15 protein-coding genes are annotated in these 16,637 nt (G+C 62.2%); 7 read left to right on the forward strand and 8 right to left on the reverse strand.

Features of this window, described 5'->3' with window-relative positions; all coding sequences use genetic code 11:
* Nucleotides 1–13: 13 nt before the first annotated feature.
* Together AAGS40_RS20695 and AAGS40_RS20700 are read left to right on the forward strand one after the other, a co-directional pair.
* A complete protein-coding gene (locus AAGS40_RS20695; protein WP_345814636.1) occupies nt 14–649 on the forward strand; it encodes a cytochrome b/b6 domain-containing protein in 636 nt (211 codons plus the stop codon).
* The gene (locus AAGS40_RS20700; protein ID WP_345814638.1) at nt 646–1,443 is read left to right on the forward strand and encodes a molybdopterin-dependent oxidoreductase; all 798 of its coding nucleotides are present in this window, start codon (nt 646–648) and stop codon (nt 1,441–1,443) included. Before AAGS40_RS20695 ends, AAGS40_RS20700 begins: the two co-directional genes overlap by 4 nt.
* A gap of 24 nt (nt 1,444–1,467) precedes the next feature.
* On the opposite strand, the gene AAGS40_RS20705 is transcribed toward AAGS40_RS20700, so the two are convergent.
* Entirely contained in the window at nt 1,468–2,436 is a 969-nt protein-coding gene (locus AAGS40_RS20705; protein ID WP_345814639.1) for an AraC family transcriptional regulator, read from the reverse strand.
* 318 nt (nt 2,437–2,754) lie between these two features.
* On the opposite strand from AAGS40_RS20705, the gene AAGS40_RS20710 reads away from it, so the two are divergent.
* Both AAGS40_RS20710 and AAGS40_RS20715 read left to right on the forward strand, forming a co-directional pair.
* On the forward strand, nt 2,755–3,807 hold the full coding sequence (locus tag AAGS40_RS20710; RefSeq protein ID WP_345814640.1) for an NAD(P)-dependent alcohol dehydrogenase: 1,053 nt from the start codon (nt 2,755–2,757) through the stop codon (nt 3,805–3,807).
* A gap of 409 nt (nt 3,808–4,216) precedes the next feature.
* On the forward strand, nt 4,217–5,173 hold the full coding sequence (locus AAGS40_RS20715; protein WP_345814642.1) for a LysR family transcriptional regulator: 957 nt from the start codon (nt 4,217–4,219) through the stop codon (nt 5,171–5,173).
* Between the two features lie 40 nt (nt 5,174–5,213).
* Here AAGS40_RS20715 and AAGS40_RS20720 read toward each other — a convergent pair whose 3' ends face one another.
* The 5 genes from AAGS40_RS20720 to AAGS40_RS20740 form a co-directional block, all read right to left on the reverse strand.
* Nucleotides 5,214–6,359, reverse strand: a complete 1,146-nt coding sequence (locus AAGS40_RS20720; RefSeq protein ID WP_345814643.1) for a nucleoside hydrolase — start codon at nt 6,357–6,359, stop codon at nt 5,214–5,216.
* A gap of 214 nt (nt 6,360–6,573) precedes the next feature.
* Nucleotides 6,574–8,055 (reverse strand): glucose-6-phosphate dehydrogenase, encoded by a 1,482-nt coding sequence (gene zwf, locus AAGS40_RS20725; RefSeq protein WP_345814645.1) that lies wholly within the window; start codon nt 8,053–8,055, stop codon nt 6,574–6,576.
* 233 nt (nt 8,056–8,288) lie between these two features.
* A complete protein-coding gene (lhpI, locus tag AAGS40_RS20730; protein ID WP_345814646.1) occupies nt 8,289–9,233 on the reverse strand; it encodes a bifunctional Delta(1)-pyrroline-2-carboxylate/Delta(1)-piperideine-2-carboxylate reductase in 945 nt (314 codons plus the stop codon).
* A 116-nt stretch (nt 9,234–9,349) separates the two neighbouring features.
* Nucleotides 9,350–9,622: a hypothetical protein gene (locus AAGS40_RS20735; RefSeq protein WP_345814647.1), complete on the reverse strand. Its 273-nt coding sequence runs from the start codon at nt 9,620–9,622 to the stop codon at nt 9,350–9,352.
* Between the two features lie 108 nt (nt 9,623–9,730).
* Entirely contained in the window at nt 9,731–11,071 is a 1,341-nt protein-coding gene (locus AAGS40_RS20740; RefSeq protein ID WP_345814648.1) for an FAD-binding oxidoreductase, read from the reverse strand.
* Nucleotides 11,072–11,331: 260 nt separating this feature from the next.
* Here AAGS40_RS20740 and AAGS40_RS20745 point away from each other — a divergent pair, with 260 nt between their 5' ends.
* The 3 genes from AAGS40_RS20745 (at nt 11,332) to AAGS40_RS20755 (ending at nt 14,157) form a co-directional block, all read left to right on the forward strand.
* Nucleotides 11,332–11,622 carry a helix-turn-helix transcriptional regulator gene (locus AAGS40_RS20745; protein ID WP_345814650.1) on the forward strand — a complete coding sequence of 97 codons (291 nt, stop codon included), beginning with the start codon at nt 11,332–11,334 and terminating at the stop codon, nt 11,620–11,622.
* Nucleotides 11,616–12,974 (forward strand): type II toxin-antitoxin system HipA family toxin, encoded by a 1,359-nt coding sequence (locus tag AAGS40_RS20750; protein WP_345814651.1) that lies wholly within the window; start codon nt 11,616–11,618, stop codon nt 12,972–12,974. The genes AAGS40_RS20745 and AAGS40_RS20750 overlap by 7 nt, the downstream gene beginning before the upstream one ends.
* 328 nt (nt 12,975–13,302) lie before the next feature.
* Complete coding sequence (locus tag AAGS40_RS20755) at nt 13,303–14,157, forward strand: helix-turn-helix domain-containing protein (protein WP_345814652.1); 855 nt, start codon at nt 13,303–13,305, stop codon at nt 14,155–14,157.
* A gap of 55 nt (nt 14,158–14,212) precedes the next feature.
* On the opposite strand, the gene AAGS40_RS20760 is transcribed toward AAGS40_RS20755, so the two are convergent.
* Both AAGS40_RS20760 and AAGS40_RS20765 read right to left on the reverse strand, forming a co-directional pair.
* Nucleotides 14,213–16,063: an ATP-binding protein gene (locus AAGS40_RS20760; RefSeq protein WP_345814653.1), complete on the reverse strand. Its 1,851-nt coding sequence runs from the start codon at nt 16,061–16,063 to the stop codon at nt 14,213–14,215.
* Nucleotides 16,033–16,623: a molybdopterin-dependent oxidoreductase gene (locus AAGS40_RS20765; protein WP_345814654.1), complete on the reverse strand. Its 591-nt coding sequence runs from the start codon at nt 16,621–16,623 to the stop codon at nt 16,033–16,035. The genes AAGS40_RS20760 and AAGS40_RS20765 overlap by 31 nt, the downstream gene beginning before the upstream one ends.
* Between the last annotated feature and the right edge of the window lie 14 nt (nt 16,624–16,637).

Below are 16,637 nucleotides of genomic sequence, written 5' to 3' on the forward strand. Positions count from 1 at the left end.
TTTCCTGATAGCCATGCCCGACCCGCTCAAGCGCTCCATCGTCGTTCATCCGCTGATCGTTCGCGTCACGCATTGGGTCAACGCGTTCGCCATGGTCTGCATGGTGATGAGTGGTTGGGCGATCTATAACGCGTCGCCCTTCTTCCCGTTCAGATTTCCGGCGTGGGCCACCGTCGGCGGCTGGCTCGGCGGATCGATTGCATGGCATTTCGCCGCCATGTGGCTGCTGTGCGGAAATGGCCTGCTGTATCTCACTTATGGCGTCGCACGCGGGCATCTGCGCCGCAAGCTTTTGCCGGTTCATCCTCGCGACGTCATGCACGACGCGGCATTGGCGCTGCGTTTCAGGCTTGCGCACGATACCGGCAGATATAACGCGGTACAACGCGCGCTTTATTGGGTCGTTCTTCTGCTTGGCGTCGTGCTGGTCGCGTCGGGACTGTCGATCTGGAAGCCTGTGCAATTTTCGTGGCTCACCGCGCTATTCGGCGGTTTCGACCTGGCGAGGCGCGTGCATTTCATTGCGATGGCCGGCGTGGTCGGATTCGTTGCCGTGCATCTGTCGCTGGTGCTGCTGGTGCCGCGCACACTACTGCCCATGTTGACGGGGCGCGCGAAACACGTCGCGCAGAAAGAGAATCACGCATGAATACAACCGATCCCAGCAGCAAGTATCCTGGCGACGTCACGCACGGCAGGACCTCGCGCGTCGTTCTCGCCGATCACAAACCGCAAATCGAACGTCTGCAACGGCGTCTCTTTTTGCGCTCGTCGTTATCGATCGGCGCGCTCGCCATGCTGTCCGGCTGCAACATGCAGGACGGCGATTCGGTCGACAAGGTGTTGTGGGCCATGTCGCGCTGGAACGATCGCGTGCAGGCGTGGCTCTTCAATCGCAACCGCCTCGCGCCGACCTACGCGGCGAGCCAGATCACCGACCCGTTTCCGTTCAACGCGTTCTATCCAGAGTTCGACGCACCGGACATCGACGGTTCGACGTTTGAACTTGAAGTTTCCGGTCTCGTCTCGAACAGAAGCACCTGGACGCTCGAACAACTGCGTGCGCTGCCGCAGGCCTCGCAGATTACGCGGCACATCTGCATTGAAGGCTGGAGCGCGATTGGCCAATGGCGCGGCGTGCCTTTTCGCACGTTTCTGGAGCGTGTCGGCGCCGATCTGAACGCACGCTACGTCGGCTTCAAATGCGCGGACCGCTATTATTCGAGCCTCGACATGGCAACCGCGCTTCATCCGCAGACGCAACTCACGCTCGACTTCCGCGACGCGCCTCTGCCGGCGAAATACGGGTATCCGCTGAAGTTACGTGTGCCCACCAAGCTCGGCTTCAAGAACCCCAAGCACATTGCCGCGATCTTCGTCACCAACACGAATCCGGGCGGCTACTGGGAAGACCAGGGCTATAACTGGTTTAGTGGCCTGTAGCCGCGAAGCCGCCCCGGCGACGCATCACACAGCAGTCACGTAACGTGCGACCGGCTTCGGCACACGCGCGGGCGGCGCGTCGTACACCGTGCGCATACGTTTGACTTCGTCCACCGGGCTCAGTCCAAAAAGGCGCTTGAATTCGCGGCTGAATTGCGACGCGCTCTCGTAGCCGACCCGCGCAGCCGCCGCGCCCGCGTTCAGGCCGTCCTGCACCATCAGCAAACGTGCGTGATGCAGGCGCGTGGTTTTCACATACTGCATCGGCGAGGTCGAGGTAACGGCCTTGAACTGCGCATGGAAAACGGCGAGGCTCATGCCCGCTTCCGCCGCAAGCGTATCGACGTCGAGTGAACCCTGGTAGTCCGCATGAATACGGCGCAGTGCCTTGGCAATGCGGCCGAAATGATTCTGATGCGTGAGCGCTGCGCGGATCGCATCGCCCTGCTCGCCCGTCAGCACGCGATAGCAGATCTCCTTCACGATTCCGGGTGCAAGAATGCGCGCGTCGAGCGGCGACGCCAAGGCGTCCATCAAGCGCAGCACGGCGTTGGACAACGGTGCGTCGAGCGGTGTTGAGTAGATGCCGACGGGATCGTTCTGCGCGGCGCCCTGCGATTCGTTCAACGCCATCAGCAACTCCGCCACCATCGCGAGATCGACGCGCACGGAAATCGCGAGGAACGGTGCCTCGGGCGTGGCTTCCGTTTCGCATTCGAACGGCAGCGGCACGGACAGCACCAGATACTGCTGCGCGTCGTACTGGAACACCTGATCGCCGAGAAAGCCCCGTTTGCGCCCCTGACAAACAATCACAATGCTCGGTTCATACATGACTGGCATACGCGGCATGGGGGCATTGGCGCGCATCAGACTGACGCCCTCCAGACTCGAACGTGTGAAGCCGGGATTGGGCGCCAGCAAATCGAACAGCTCGGCGACGCGCTGCTGCGCGGCTTGGGTGGCGTCGGGGTGGACAGCGTGTGACGACATGACGATATAGTGACGAGCAAGAGAATAATGCTTGAAATTTAGCACCAAACAGCCTACCGCGCTCGTGGGCAAGAGATTTAGGCAAATCTTCAAGACATTCAGGTATTCCCGATAGCGTGCCCGGCTCCTAACATGGGAACCCTGCCGGATCGTGATGTCCGGCGCCTTGCGGGCTTGGCCGTCAATTCACTGCTTCGGCGGATTGCGCGGTCACTGCGGGCGCCTTGATCCCGGCCTTCAGAAGGTTCAGCCGCATCGGCGACATGCGTCGCCTGTCGACGGCGCCTTGCAATCATCACCCTCTTGCTGGAGCTACCCATGAGCACGACTTATGCCTATGCAGCGACCGACGCTACCACGCCGCTCGCTCCGTTCGAAATCCAGCGCCGCGAACTGCGTGCCCACGATGTACAGATGGAAGTCCTGTTTTGCGGCGTGTGCCATTCCGATTTGCATCAGGCGCGCAATGAATGGAAAAACACTGTTTATCCGGTTGTGCCGGGCCATGAGATCGTCGGCCGCGTGACTGCGGTGGGTTCGGATGTGACGAAATTCAAGGTGGGCGAACTGGTCGGCGTCGGATGCCTCGTCGATTCGTGCCGCACGTGCACGAGCTGTGCGGAAGGGCTCGAACAGTATTGCGAAAACGGATTTGTCGGTACGTATAACGGCACGGACAAGGTCGACGGCAAGAACACGTATGGCGGCTACTCCACCCAACTCGTCGTGGACGAAGCATTCACGCTGCGCGTGCCGGACAATCTGGATCCGGCCGGCGTCGCGCCGCTGCTGTGCGCGGGCATCACCACGTATTCGCCGCTACGCACATGGGGTGCTGGTCCTGGCAAGAAGGTCGGGGTCGTCGGTCTCGGCGGGCTCGGCCACATGGGCGTGAAGCTTGCGCGCGCGATGGGCGCGCACGTCGTGCTGTTCACCACGTCGCCTTCGAAGATCGAAGACGCGAAGCGTCTGGGCGCGCACGAAGTGGTCATTTCGAAGAACCCGGAAGAGATGGAAGCGCACGCGAACAGTTTCGATCTGATCGTGAACACGGTCGCCGCGCCGCATGACCTGAATCCGTTCCTGAACCTGCTGAAGCGGGACGGCACGATGGCTCTCGTGGGTGCGCCGGAGCATGATCACCCGTCGCCGCAAGTGTTCAACCTGATCATGAAACGCCGCCGCCTGGCGGGTTCGTTGATTGGCGGGATTGCTGAAACGCAGGAGATGCTGGACTTCTGTGGTGAGCATGGAATTACTTCCGATATCGAGGTGATTCCGATGCAGCAGATTAATGAGGCATATGAACGGATGCTCAAGAGTGATGTCAAGTACCGGTTCGTCATTGATCTCGATTCTCTGAGGAAGTAATAGCGGGATTGTCAGGTCCGCGCGACGGGCGGGTTGGGTTGCCCGTGGCGCTGGCCTCCTGTTGTTGTGCGAGTGGTCTATTCGTGCCGCCCCTTTGCCGGGCGGCACACACTTGCGTTGCGGCCATGCAGGCCGCAAGCAAGCCAGCAATGCAGGCTTCAAACCGCCAGTCCATAAGCGCGTCCCCCGGCCTGAAGGGGAAGTGGTCCGTATCCCGCGTTGGTGACAAGCCAGTCATTCTTGCGGCGACGCATTTATAAAGCCGCTTCTTACTGTGTTCTGGATACCGAATCAATGGGTTCCGCACTGAACACGTGCAACGTTGATCGTTCCCGTTATTTCGGCATTTCTAAATGCCGAAACCGACCCGAATGACGAATGAAACCCGGATTTCGATGGAGTAAAACCCATGCTCGACAGAATTACCGCCATGCGGACATTCGTCCGGATCGTGGACACCAACAGCTTCACCCGTGCGGCGGAGTCATTGAACATCCCGCGTGCGACGGCGACCACCATCGTTCAGAATCTGGAAGCCCTGCTAGGCACAGCGCTGCTCGCCCGCACAACACGGCGCCTGAGCGTTACGCCGGAAGGCGCGGCCTACTACGAGCGCTGCGCGCAGATCCTCGCCGACATCGACGAGATGGAAGCCAGCATTCGCCATTCGACAGACAACCTCAGCGGCCGCCTGCGTATAGAAATGCCCGGCGCAGTCGCGAGTGCTATCGTGCTGCCGGCATTGGACGAATTTCACGCGCGCTATCCGCATCTCGACCTCGCCATCGGCATCAGCAATCGCACGGTGGACCTGATCTCCGAAGCGATCGACTGCAGGATTCAACTCGGCGAACTGCCGGATTCGAATCTGGTCGCGCGGCAATTGGGCACGCTGGAACACGTGACGTGCGCCAGTCCCGCTTATCTCGCGCGCTACGGCACGCCCGCGAGCCTGGATGATCTGCGCGAGCACGTCGCGGTCAACTGCATGTCGCCGCTCAACGGGCGCGAAGTGGATTTCGATTTCGAAGTAGAGGGCGAGGCGCAAGGCGTGAAAGTCAACGGCTTCATCAAAGTGAGCGACGAACACGCTTACCTGACTTGCGGCCTGCAAGGGCTCGGGCTCATTCAGCCCGCACGGATCGCCGCGCAGCCGTACCTCGACTCCGGTCTGCTGCGCGAAGTCCTGCCGCAATGGAAACCCGTGCCGATGCCGGTCTCGGTTGCGTATGTGAAAAACCGCCGTGTTTCGCCGCGCGTGCGCGCGTTCGTCGACTGGCTCGTGGAGTTGTTCGAGAAGACCGAGCACGTCGAGCAGGATCTCTCGCGCGTGCGCCAGTTGCTGCGTGGCCTGCATCCCGCCTGAGGCGGTGCGATGCCGGTCCACGGCAGCAACCCTCGGTGCGTCAGCCCGGCAGTTTGACCGGCACTGGACGCGTCAGCAGATCCACGTAGAAGTCGAAGAAGCTGGGATTATCGAAGCGCTTGACGACTGTCATCTTCTGCAAGCCCGCCGGCGGCGAACTCGTGTAACCCGTTGCCTTGCCGTCATTCGCGCCGAAAGTCGTATCCACGTCCACCCACTCTTCCACCGTTTGCGTCGCGAAAGAAGGACGCATCAGATACGCGAGCGTCAACGTGTCCCAGATGTTCGTCGTGTAGTTCGGATTCGTCTCGAAGCCGTTCTTGCCGTCGAAGCCATACCCATTCAACGTTTTGAAAAGCTGCGTAATGATGGTCTGCCTGTTCGGGTCGTGCGCGACGCGGTCGTAGAGCGTCTTGTCCATCTTCACGGTATCCGTTACGTCGAGCGGCACCACTACCTGCCTGATCGGCAACCGCAGCACCGTTTTCGCGGCTTCCGGGTCGAACCACCAGTTGAATTCTGCCGTAGGCGTGGTATTTCCCGCGACGTCGATTGCTCCGCCCATGTAGATGATCTGTTTGATCAACGGAACGATCTCAGGATGCTCACGTGTGGCGAGCGCAATATTGGTCAACGGGCCGATTGCAAGAATGGTGACTTGCCCCGGATATTGCTTGACGGAGTCGACGATAAAGTCCACCGCGCTCTTGCTCTGCACTTTAGTGTGCGTGGCAAAGCCATCGGGTGGTGCAACGAGATCGCTATCCGATTTTGGCTCGGGTGTATTCCATGCGCCGAGATAACCGTCGCCACCGGGGAATTGCTTGAGCTCTGCCTGAATGGTCGCGTAATCGTGCGACAGCGCGTAATTGGCGCCCGCATAGACGCCGATCTGATTTTCGACGCCGAGACGTTCGACTGATTTCAACGCGTCTGCGACACCCTGCTTCAGCCACTGGTTTCCAGATACCACGGTAATGCCCAGCACCTTGAGCGACCCCTGTGCCTGCAACTGTGCCGCCATGACGCCAAGCTGGCCGTCGTCGCTTAACGTGTTGTAATCGCTGTCGATAATAACCTTGGGTGGGTCGGCGGGCGAATTGATACTGCTGCCGCCACACGCGGGAAGAGCGAGAGTTGCCACCAGGCTGGCTACGCCTGTCAATGCCACGAGAACCCGCTTCATTGATGTCTCCTTTTTCTGATATCGCGTTGTTGCGCGATCGGGAGAGTCATCATAGACGTAAACATACTGAAAACAAATCGTCATCTTCATCGGACTAGCACGAGCAATCCGCCGCATTAACGATCTTGTTGCTGTAAGCCGGCGCGCTGCGCGCGCAAAAAAAAAACGGCCCGTATTGAAACGGGCCGCTCTTTTTTTATCGTTCAGGCGAAGCTCATTGCGATTCTTCCGCCCACACCGTGTTCTCGCGCGCCATCAGCGCTGTCGACGCCGACGGCCCGAACGTGCCCGCCGTATAGGCGCGCGGCTTCTCGTTCGACCTGGCCCACCCTTCGAGAATCGGCTCGGCCCACGCCCATGCCGCTTCCAGTTCGTCGCGGCGCATGAAGTGCGTCAGACGCCCGCGAATCACGTCGATCAGCAAACGCTCATACGCCTCCGCGCGGCGCTCGGTGAACGCCTGCTGCAGATCCAGATTCAGATTGACGGGCACCATATGCATGCCGCTACCCGGTTCCTTGGCGAGCACCTGCAGCTGGATCGACTCCTCCGGCTGTAGCTGGATTACGAGACGATTGCCATAGTTATGGCCACCATTCGGAAAGATCGAGAACGGCAGTTCGGAAAACTCAATGACGATCTCCGACACCTTCTTCTGCATCCGCTTGCCCGTGCGCAGGAAGAACGGCACATGCGCCCAGCGCCAGTTGTTGATATGCGCGCGCAGTGCGACGAAGGTTTCCGCGCGGCTGCCCGCCGGCACGTTTTCCTCTTCCTGATAGCCCTTCACTGCTTCGCCTTCGACCGCACCCGCCGTGTACTGGCCGCGCACGGTGTCGCGCGCGATGTCTTCCGCCGTCATGGGGCGCAGCGAGCGCAGCACCTTGAGCTTTTCGTCGCGCACCGCGTCCGGGTCGAGCGACACCGGCGGCTCCATTGCGACGATACACAGCAGCTGCAGCAAATGATTCTGCACCATGTCGCGCAGTGCGCCGGTCTTGTCATAGAAGCCCGCGCGAGTGCCCACGCCGACGGTTTCCGCGACCGTGATCTGCACGCTCTTGATGTACGGCGCCTGCCACAGCGGCCCGAAGATCGGGTTGCCGAAGCGCAGCACCATCAGGTTCTGTACCGTTTCCTTGCCCAGGTAATGGTCGATCCGGTAGATCTGCGCTTCGCTGAAATGCTTGCCGACCGCCGTGTTGATTTCCTGCGCGGAGGCGAGGTCGTGGCCGAGCGGCTTTTCGAGCACGACGCGGGAATTGGCGTCGATCAATCCGGCCGACGCCAGGTTGTCGCAGATATTCGTGAACAGATCCGGCGACGTCGCGAGATAGAACACGCGGCGCACGCCGGGCCGCGACGCTTCGGCAAGGCGCGCGTAGTCCTCGGGCGAATCGACGTCCATGCGCACGTATTCGAAGAGCGCGAGGAATTTGTCCCAGGCGGCTGCCTCGAACGCTTTCTTTTCGATGAAGGGCTTTGCCTTCGTTTCCATGAACTCGTTGATGTATTCCTCACGCGACCACGGCTTGCGGCCGATCGTGAGAATGCGGGTATCCGGCGGCAGATTGCAGTGCAGGTGCGCCATGTATAGCGCGGGCAGCAGCTTGCGGAACGACAGGTCGCCGGTGCCGCCGAAGATGATCATGTCGAGCGGCAAATCGGGAGTGGCAGAAGCGTGTTGGGTCGTCATAGCGCGGTCGCGGCGTAGTGATGAAGAAGGCGTCGATCAGGAGCGGAAAAGGCATAGGCAAGCATAGGCGAAGCCTACGCGCCTCGCCAAACCGGCACTTTTTTCTCGCAAACGCTCATGTTGCAACGTTTTGGGATTGTTTGCACGGCAACATGTGCGTCAGGTTCGCACAATATGCCAACCCACTATGGCAAGTACCTGTTTCTCGGGCTTTTTCGCCGTTCCCGCGTGAGTCATTGATCGGATAGCGTCTCGCGCGCGACCCGGCATGCGGCGAGATCCCACGCTGCACAACCCACGGTTTTGAAAACGACCGGTCTATTTTTCAGCGACGCCGCCGACGCATCCGCCCCGCGCAAAACAGAAGCCACTCCCCGTACTGTGGACCAGTCGACGTCGGCCTGGATGAAGTCGCCGGCCTCATGCCTCGCACCGGCTTCATCGTCGACGAAAAGCGCGCTGCCCGCGAGCGTTCGTGCGCCGATCTCGGCCATAGCCGGCGTAAATGCGCCGACGCCGATGACGAGCCGCTCCGCGCGCGCCGCTTCGTCGTAGACCGGCGACGTGCTCGTAGTCAGCGCAATGACCACGTCCACCGAAGCGGGAATCGCGGCGTCCGGTTCCGTCAGTGCGCGAAGCTCGTTCACCTTGCCGCGCTGCGCGGCGCAAAACGCTTCGGCGCGAGCGGGTGTGCTCCCTTTGATCCACACCCGCGCGTGCGGATACAGTTCGCCGATCGCTTCCAGATGGTTGAAGGACTGCGTGCCGGTGCCGATCAGCAGAAACTCATGTGGCGTGCCGGATGCGAAACTCTGAACGCCGAGCATCGACATCGCGGCGGTGCGCCGGCCGGTAACGGTGGGGCCGTCGAGGATAAAGAGGGTGACGCCGGTCTGCGCGTCGAAGGCCATCACCTGGCCGTGGATGGTCGGCAATTCACGTGCGCGGTTCGCAGCGCACACATTGACCAGTTTGTGGATCGCGAGATCCGGCGCCGTGGCGGGCATCGACAGCATGATGCCGCCTTCGGTCAGCGGCACGACGAGCCGCTCGGGACTCGCGATACGCTTGTCCTCATAATCGATGCTCGCACGCTTCAATGCGTCGACGAGCGCTGCGTAGGGAATCAGCCGCGCGGTCGCGGCAGCGTCGAAAATGGGCGTGGTCGGGCGAGTCATGAGCGTTATCGTTTCAATCCTTCGTGAGGCGCGAGAAGGCAGCACAAAGCGGTCACGGGGAGCAACTGCCGCTCGTCTGGCGCTCGTCTGGCGCCGACGCTACGCTCTGGCGTCGCTCACTGCGCTGTGCCCTTGTCGCGGCCCTTGTCACCACTTTTTTTACCACCCTTGAACATCGCCCGACAGGCGGGACTCAGTTCCTGGACGTGTTGCTTCATGCAGGCGGTGATCTTTTCCTTATCGGGAATCTCGCTCGAACAGAAGTGGATGGCGTCGCCGCGGCAGGCTTTCGCCTCTTCGTCTTCGGTCGCCGCATGGGCAGCGTTCAAAGACAATGCAGCGCTGGCCGCTACAAGGCTAACCGCAAAAAAAGCGTGGAGTCGGTTCATGGCAAATTCCGGTATCGCAAATGTTCGGTGTGACCATTTAGCAGAAAGCGGGCCTGATCATTGCAAAGGTAGCGGGGCTCACCTGTCGCAAAGCCGGGAGGGGCATTCCTACAACATGCTGCGCGGACGCTGCATGGTGCCGTCGAAGAAGCGCTGCAAACGGAATGCTGACAGATCGAGCGAAGCCTCGCCACCGTCGTTCATCTCGGCCAGTAGTTGGCCGACGATCGGCCCCAGTGCAAAACCGTGACCGCAAAAACCGGTGGCGATCGTCAAACCGCGCACCTGCGGCGGCGCATCGATCACCGGAATGCCGTCGGGTAGCACATCGATCAGACCGGCCCAGGATTCCACCACCTGCGCATCTTTCAGCGCGGGAAAGAGTGCGCGCAATTTTTGCAACGCGCGCGGCGCATGGCTTACGTTCGGCTGCGGATGCGGATCTCGCGGATGCAATACGCGCTCGGCCGCCGGTACGCCGCCAGGCAACCGCTCGCGCAGGTCACGCAGACAGGCGCCATCAAGATGGAAGCTGAACTTTTCGCGTTGAGCCCATAGCTCCGGCAAAAACCATTTGAGCGCCCGGAAATGGCCGAGCGTCATGTCCACGTCGACCTGCATGTCGTCGGCAAGATTGATCGCGCCGTTCGCGCGCTGCCGGATGCCGAGCCCGTGCCCCCAGAAAGTGGACGCGGTGATCGACGGCAGCGGGTTCGTGCGCATGCAGGTGCCGCGCACCGCCTGCTGCGGCAGTTCGAGCCCGAGCGTTCTGAGCAGACGCCAGCTGCTCGCGCCCGCCGCACAAATGAATCGCGAAGTCGCGACCGTGCCGCGCTCCGTGACAACGCCTGCAATCGCGCCGGCCGCGCGTTCGACGCCTACCACGCCGCAGCCTTCGAAAAACAGCGCGCCGGCTTCGCGCGCCCGCGCCGCGAACGCGGCCGCAGCGCGGCGTGGTTCGGCCTGGCCGTCGCTCGGCGTGTAGAGTCCGCCGAGGGCCGGACCTTGCATACCGGTTACGACCGCGTCGATCTGCCGACGGTCCAGCGTGCGGGTGTCGAGCCCGTGCTGGCGCGCGACGTCCATCCATTGCTGGAAGGAAGCCCAGTCCTCCTCCTGAGTCGCGACATAGAGGCAGCCGCCCTGGCGCCATTCGAGATCGAAGTTCAGCTCGCGTTCGAGTTGTTGCCACAGCGGAATGCTCGCCATCATCAGCGGCACTTCGGCGGACTCGCGGCCTTGCTGGCGCACGAAGCCCCATGCGCGCGACGACTGCTGGCCCGCGATCCGCGATTTGTCGAGCACTACCACCGCCAGACCGCGGCGCGCGAGATAGTACGCGGCGGCGCAGCCCATGATGCCCGCGCCGGCAATGACGACATCGGCCTGCTTCGGGAAGGGTTGATCGGCGGTGGTGAGATTGGCGTGCAGCGGGTAAGTCGTGGTCATCAGGGAACGCGGTCTCGTCAGGGCATTGAAAACGTGGGCGTCATCTTCGCAGGCGAGGCGGTTGTCTGCAATGCGACTCCAGGCGGGTGCAGGCCTGTCCGCTTGCTTTCTGACGCATGTCGCGACGGCCCGCCTTTCGCAGCACCAGAATTCGCAAATATCTTTCACACAGATATTTGCAAAATATCCGCTATACGCATATTTGACAAATATCCGTCTGACGCATAAACTGCATTTATTCGTCTCGCGGATATTTTGCCATGCTCCACGTCATCGCCACGCCGGACCAGATGTGTCAGCTTCTCGCCGCCAGCCGCCGTCAGGCGGGACTGACCCAAACAGAAGCCGCCATGCGGGTCGGCATCAGTCAGAGCCGCATTTCCGCGCTCGAAACCGACGCTGCCGCGCTAACGCTCGCTCAACTACTGGCGCTGTGCGGCGTCTATGGTCTGCAACTGCAAATCAACGACAGAACCGGCGAACCGAACGCATCATCGTCTGGTTCCGTGTCCGGCACGGCGCCCGATGCCGGGCCGCCGGTCGAATGGTGAGCGCACTGTCCCCGGCACGCCACACCCGTTCCCGCGCGCTGTCGGTGTGGGCCAACGGTGAGCGCGTGGGCGTGTGGCGCCTGCCTTCGCGCGGCCCAATGGAATTTTCGTACGATCTGCCGTGGATCGCGTCGGCCGCGGGCCGGCCGCTGTCGCTCTCGCTGCCCTTCACGCCCGGCAACTTCGCGCACAAGGGCTCGCGCGTGCTCAACTATTTCGACAATCTGCTGCCGGACAGCGAGGCAATCAGAAAGCGCATCGCGCAGCGCTACAGAACCGACACACTCGACGCGTTCGACCTGCTGCAAGCCATCGGCCGCGACTGCGTAGGCGCCGTGCAACTGCTTGGAGAAGACGACAGGCCAGTCGGCATCGGCCGGATCGAGGGCACGCCGCTCGCGGACGACGAGATCGAAGCGCTGCTGACGCGCACGGTCAGCTCCGCGGCGCTCGGCGCACTCGACGACACCGACGATTTCCGCATCTCGCTGGCCGGCGCACAGGAGAAAACGGCGCTGTTGCGCCACGACGGCGCATGGCTGCGGCCGCACGGCGCAACGCCCACGACCCATATCTTCAAGCTGCCGCTCGGCCTCGTCGGCAACCGGCGCGCCGATCTGACCACGTCGGTCGAAAACGAATGGCTGTGTCTGCGGATTCTGCGCGCCTATGGGCTGCCGGTGGCCAACGCGGAAATTCTCACATTCGGCAAGCAGCGCGTGCTGTGCGTCGAGCGCTTCGACCGTCAGATGCATTCGAGCGGTCAGTGGCTCCTGCGCCTGCCACAGGAGGATTTCTGCCAGGTGTACGGGGTGCCGTCACATCGCAAGTACGAAAACGAAGGCGGCCCGGGCGTGCTGGACCTCGCGCGGGTGCTGCAGCAGTCGGTCGATGCGCGTCAGGATATCGAAACACTGCTGGCCAGCCAGATCCTCTTCTGGATGCTCGCCGCGCCAGACGGTCACGCGAAAAATTTCAGTATTCGCCTATTGCCGGGCGGCCACTACCGCCTCACGCCGCTTTACGACGTTATGTCGATCTGGCCGGTGGAAGGCAGCGGCCCAAACCAGTGGTCGTGGTTCAAGGCGCGGCTTGCCATGGGCATGTGGTCGCGCAGCAAACATGACGCGTTCCGCGACGTGCAGCGCCGGCACTTCAATACGATGGCGCTCAAGTGCTCATACGGCGCGAGTGCCGAACCGCTGATCGAGCGGCTGATCGGCGACACGCCACGTGTGATCGCGCAAGTTGCGGCGCAACTGCCGCCGCACTTCCCCGGCGCAGTAGCCGAACGTGTGTTCGATGGCCTCGAAAAGTCAGCGGCCAGGCTCGCCGCCATGCCGGCGAACTAAGGCTGTCCAAGGCGTCCTCCGGCTAAAAGTGTGTCATTCGCTGATGCGACACCTTTTCATCGGTAAAATAGACTGATGCGAAATGAATAGGCAGCAGGCGATCGCGTCGTTGGAATTCGCGCCGGCGTGTGTGCACGCTCGCGCGTCTGAATGGTCATACAAAAGGGCTGACCGCGGCGCGTTTTACGGTACATTGGCTGTCTCTTGCGGAATTCCGGTTATGCGAAGTACCCGTTTTCTGCGGTATCGCAAACGCGCGGCGCGTGTCGCCGGACGTCCCAAGGCAGCACCCCACAGCCCACTTTAAGACAGCGGACCCTTACGCAGTATGGCCAACGAAACACACTCACCTGACTCCATCGCCGTGGCGGAACGCGTGCGCGAGTTGATGAGCCGGCACGGAATCGGCAAGCGCCAGCAGACCACGGAGCTATGCCGGATCCTCGACCTGAGTTTTTCACAGGGACACCGCAAGCTACGCGGCAACAGCCCGTGGACACTGTCGCAGATCAAGAAGGTCGCCGAGGTCTTCGGCGAACCGGCCGCGCAACTGTTCGGCGCCCAATCGCTCGATCCGGGCATGGTCGGCGCGATCGCCCAGGAAGCGATCTTCACTATCGGCGCGATCGAACTCGCCTGTACGGCATGGGTGGGCGCAGCGCTGGAACCGGGCAGCCGCCCCGAGTTCGTCGCGTATTCGCGGCTCGGGCAATGGCGCGTGGCGCGTCACGACGGTGCGCTCTACCAGAGCGCGTACGAGGTCCACAAGATCGAGATCTATCCGCGCCGCGCCGAAGCCGACAAGCCGACCATCGCCGTAGTCGACGACGATCAGGCGTCCGCCGACAATCTGCGCGACTATCTGGAACGCAGCGGGTTTGCCGCGGTCGCCATCTACGGGCTCTCCGCGTTCGCGGAGCAGTTGCAAACCCAGGTGTTCGACGGCGTCGTGATCGACTGGCTGTTTGGCTCGCAAACGTCGGCGTCAGCGATCCGCGCGGTGCGCGGCTCGGAAAATCCTGATGCGCCGATCTTCGTGCTGACCGGCGAACTGCTCACTGGCAAAGCCAGCGAATCGGAAATCAGCCAGGTGATCCGTCACTACGACGTGGCGTGTTATGAAAAGCCCGCGCGCATGGCGATCCTCGTCGCGGACCTGTCCAAACGGCTGAATCGGCCTTGATAAGTGGCGGGGGCGTGTGCCTGAAGAAGCCAGGCGGCCGCCACGGCCGCCCGTGTCACACCGTATGCCGCGAACCCAGCGCGCGCTGCAACGCATTGCGCAGATCTTCATAGTGCACCGGCTTCAATAGCGCTTCGAAGTACGGCTGCTCGCCCGCTTCGCTCTCTGTCCCCGAGTCGGCGAGCCGCTCCGGCGAATAGGCGCTGACCACGATCACCGGCACACCCGCCGACGGGCCGCCGCGTTCGGCCAACTCCGCGAGAAACGTGTAGCCGTCCCGATCGGGCATATGCAGATCGAGCAACACCACGTCGCACTGGCGCGTGTCGAGCCACGCGAGCGCGTCGTCGGCGCTGGCACATGCGTGCACGTCGTAATTCATGTGGGCGACCATCTCACTGAGCGACTCGCGAATCAGACGGTTGTCGTCGACGATCAGCACACAGGGCCGCGCGCCCGCCGCGCTCGCCTCTTCGTAGCGGCCAGCGGGTTCGGTGGTCGCCACCGGCGTGACCGGAACGGTCACGGTGAAACTCGTCCCCTCGCCGACCACGCTCGCCACGTCCACCGTTCCGCCGAACAGTTTGACGAGCCCCTGGACAATCGTCAGCCCCATGCCCGCGCCTTCGAAACGGCGCGTGCGCGACGCGTCGAGTTGCGTAAACTCCTGGAAGATCAGCGGAATCTGCGCTTGCGGCACGCCAGGTCCCGTATCGCTCACGACGAACACCAGCGCCGCGGGTTGCTGACGCAACTGCACGCGCACGGTGCCGTCCTCGGTGTAGCGGATCGCGTTGGTGACGAGGTTGTTGACGATCTGCCGGATGCGGTGCGGATCGGACTCGACGAGCCCGCTCGCGCCGCTCGCCTCGCTTTCGAGCAGCAAACCACGGGCGCGCGCCGCCATTGCGTGTTCGTCGACAATCGACGCGAGCAGCTCGCGCGGCTCGAAATGCTCGTGGCGCAACTCCAGCTTGCCGGCGCCCAGACGCGCGTAGTCGGTCAGATCCTTCATTTGCGCTTCCAGATGCCGCGCCGCCGATTCGAGCCGCTGGATCACCTTGCGGTCGGCCTCGGAGTGATAGTTAAAGCCCAGCAATTCGATCGACGACACGATTGCGTGCAACGGCGTGCGCAGTTCATGGCTGATCATCCCGAGAAACGCATCTTTCGCGGCACTCGCTTCGCGCGCCGCGCGACTTGCCTGGTGCTCCGCTTCGAGCGCCGCATGCTGCTGATCGAGCAGACGCGCGCGCCGCCGGCCGTTGAGCACCAGCAACAGCGTGGCCGCCGCCGACAGCAACAGCAGCAGCAGGCCGCCTGCGAACAGCATGCGGCGCTTGCTGATGAAATCGCGATTCAACGCCTCGCGGTCGGCGACGTCGGCGAAGCGGCGGCTGAGCGCAAGGTCGTTGACTTCGCTCCAGTGTTGCCGCAAAGCGTCGACGACCCGGCTCGCGCGACTGCGATCTTTCGCGAGCGCGTTCACGTCTGGCTGGATGCCGCCGAGCAGTTGATCGAGCGACTGGATTTCGTCCAGTTGCCGTTGCAGTAACGCGAGTTGCGCGGTCAGACGGCGCGTGGAGCCCGCGATCACATGAAGCTTCGATTGCAGCAACTGATAGCGCAGCATCAGGCGCGGATAATCGTTGTCGACACCCGACTGGTACAGCAGCAACTGATTCTCAAAGCGCGCGTAGGCAATCTGCAACTGTGCGGCGTCCCAATAGAAACCGTCGTAAGAGCCGGTCAACTGCCCGGTCGCGCGCGAATTCAGCAGGTTGGCGTACAGCAGATAGCCGATCGCGCCGGCAGGCGCGGCGAGCGCGGTCAACCAGATCAGCACGTAGATGAAGCGACGCCACGGCCTGGGCGCTATTTGACGATGAGGGCCTTGATCTGCCATACGAATTTCGAATCGCCCACCGCGCCCGTCAGCTCATCGGGAAACGCGTCGCGCGGATAAATGAGAAACAGCGGCCCAAAGTCGCTGATCTTCAGGCGCTTGCCGTTCAGGCTGTATGCCACGACCACGCCATAGCGATCGCAGTCCGACACCGGCACGGTGTACGTGTAGTCGTCGAGCGTCAGCACCTCCACCTGCGTGCCGTACGCGCCGACTGTCTTCAGAATATCCGCCAGCAGCGGTCCTGTGAAGGTGGAACGCGGAGTCCACGTGGTCGCGGTCGTGATCGAATGGACCGGCAGCGCGAGTAGCTGCGCCTCGCTGAAGTGATAGGACTGGTGAGCGACGTCGGAAGGCTTGCTGATTTTGCCCGACACGTCGAGTGACAGGGGCGGAATATCCGACTGCGCGTGCGCGTTGAGCGCTGTCAGCGTAAGCAGCAGCACGGCTGCGCAGCGCGCGGCGTGCGAGCCGCCGGGCCGTGGTTCGCCACACGGGCGGCCCGCGCCCCTCCCGTGAGTGCGCGCATCGTCGCGCACCGGTTCGGTCACCTTCGTCATTTTTTTATTCCGTT

This window comes from Paraburkholderia sp. PREW-6R, assembly GCF_039621805.1.
Lineage (GTDB): Bacteria > Pseudomonadota > Gammaproteobacteria > Burkholderiales > Burkholderiaceae > Paraburkholderia.

Bases quoted from the DNA above. Each gene is read 5' to 3' on its own strand.
- AAGS40_RS20755 (WP_345814652.1), top strand. From the start codon at position 13,303: ATGGCCAACGAAACACACTCACCTGACTCCATCGCCGTGGCGGAACGC.
- AAGS40_RS20700 (WP_345814638.1), top strand. From the start codon at position 646: ATGAATACAACCGATCCCAGCAGCAAGTATCCTGGCGACGTCACGCAC.
- AAGS40_RS20695 (WP_345814636.1), top strand. From the start codon at position 14: ATGCCCGACCCGCTCAAGCGCTCCATCGTCGTTCATCCGCTGATCGTT.
- zwf (WP_345814645.1), bottom strand. From the start codon at position 8,055: ATGACGACCCAACACGCTTCTGCCACTCCCGATTTGCCGCTCGACATG.
- AAGS40_RS20705 (WP_345814639.1), bottom strand. From the start codon at position 2,436: ATGTCGTCACACGCTGTCCACCCCGACGCCACCCAAGCCGCGCAGCAG.
- AAGS40_RS20720 (WP_345814643.1), bottom strand. From the start codon at position 6,359: ATGAAGCGGGTTCTCGTGGCATTGACAGGCGTAGCCAGCCTGGTGGCA.
- AAGS40_RS20750 (WP_345814651.1), top strand. From the start codon at position 11,616: ATGGTGAGCGCACTGTCCCCGGCACGCCACACCCGTTCCCGCGCGCTG.
- AAGS40_RS20765 (WP_345814654.1), bottom strand. From the start codon at position 16,623: ATGACGAAGGTGACCGAACCGGTGCGCGACGATGCGCGCACTCACGGG.
- lhpI (WP_345814646.1), bottom strand. From the start codon at position 9,233: ATGACTCGCCCGACCACGCCCATTTTCGACGCTGCCGCGACCGCGCGG.
- AAGS40_RS20740 (WP_345814648.1), bottom strand. From the start codon at position 11,071: ATGACCACGACTTACCCGCTGCACGCCAATCTCACCACCGCCGATCAA.
- AAGS40_RS20715 (WP_345814642.1), top strand. From the start codon at position 4,217: ATGCTCGACAGAATTACCGCCATGCGGACATTCGTCCGGATCGTGGAC.
- AAGS40_RS20710 (WP_345814640.1), top strand. From the start codon at position 2,755: ATGAGCACGACTTATGCCTATGCAGCGACCGACGCTACCACGCCGCTC.
- AAGS40_RS20735 (WP_345814647.1), bottom strand. From the start codon at position 9,622: ATGAACCGACTCCACGCTTTTTTTGCGGTTAGCCTTGTAGCGGCCAGC.
- AAGS40_RS20745 (WP_345814650.1), top strand. From the start codon at position 11,332: ATGCTCCACGTCATCGCCACGCCGGACCAGATGTGTCAGCTTCTCGCC.
- AAGS40_RS20760 (WP_345814653.1), bottom strand. From the start codon at position 16,063: ATGGCAGATCAAGGCCCTCATCGTCAAATAGCGCCCAGGCCGTGGCGT.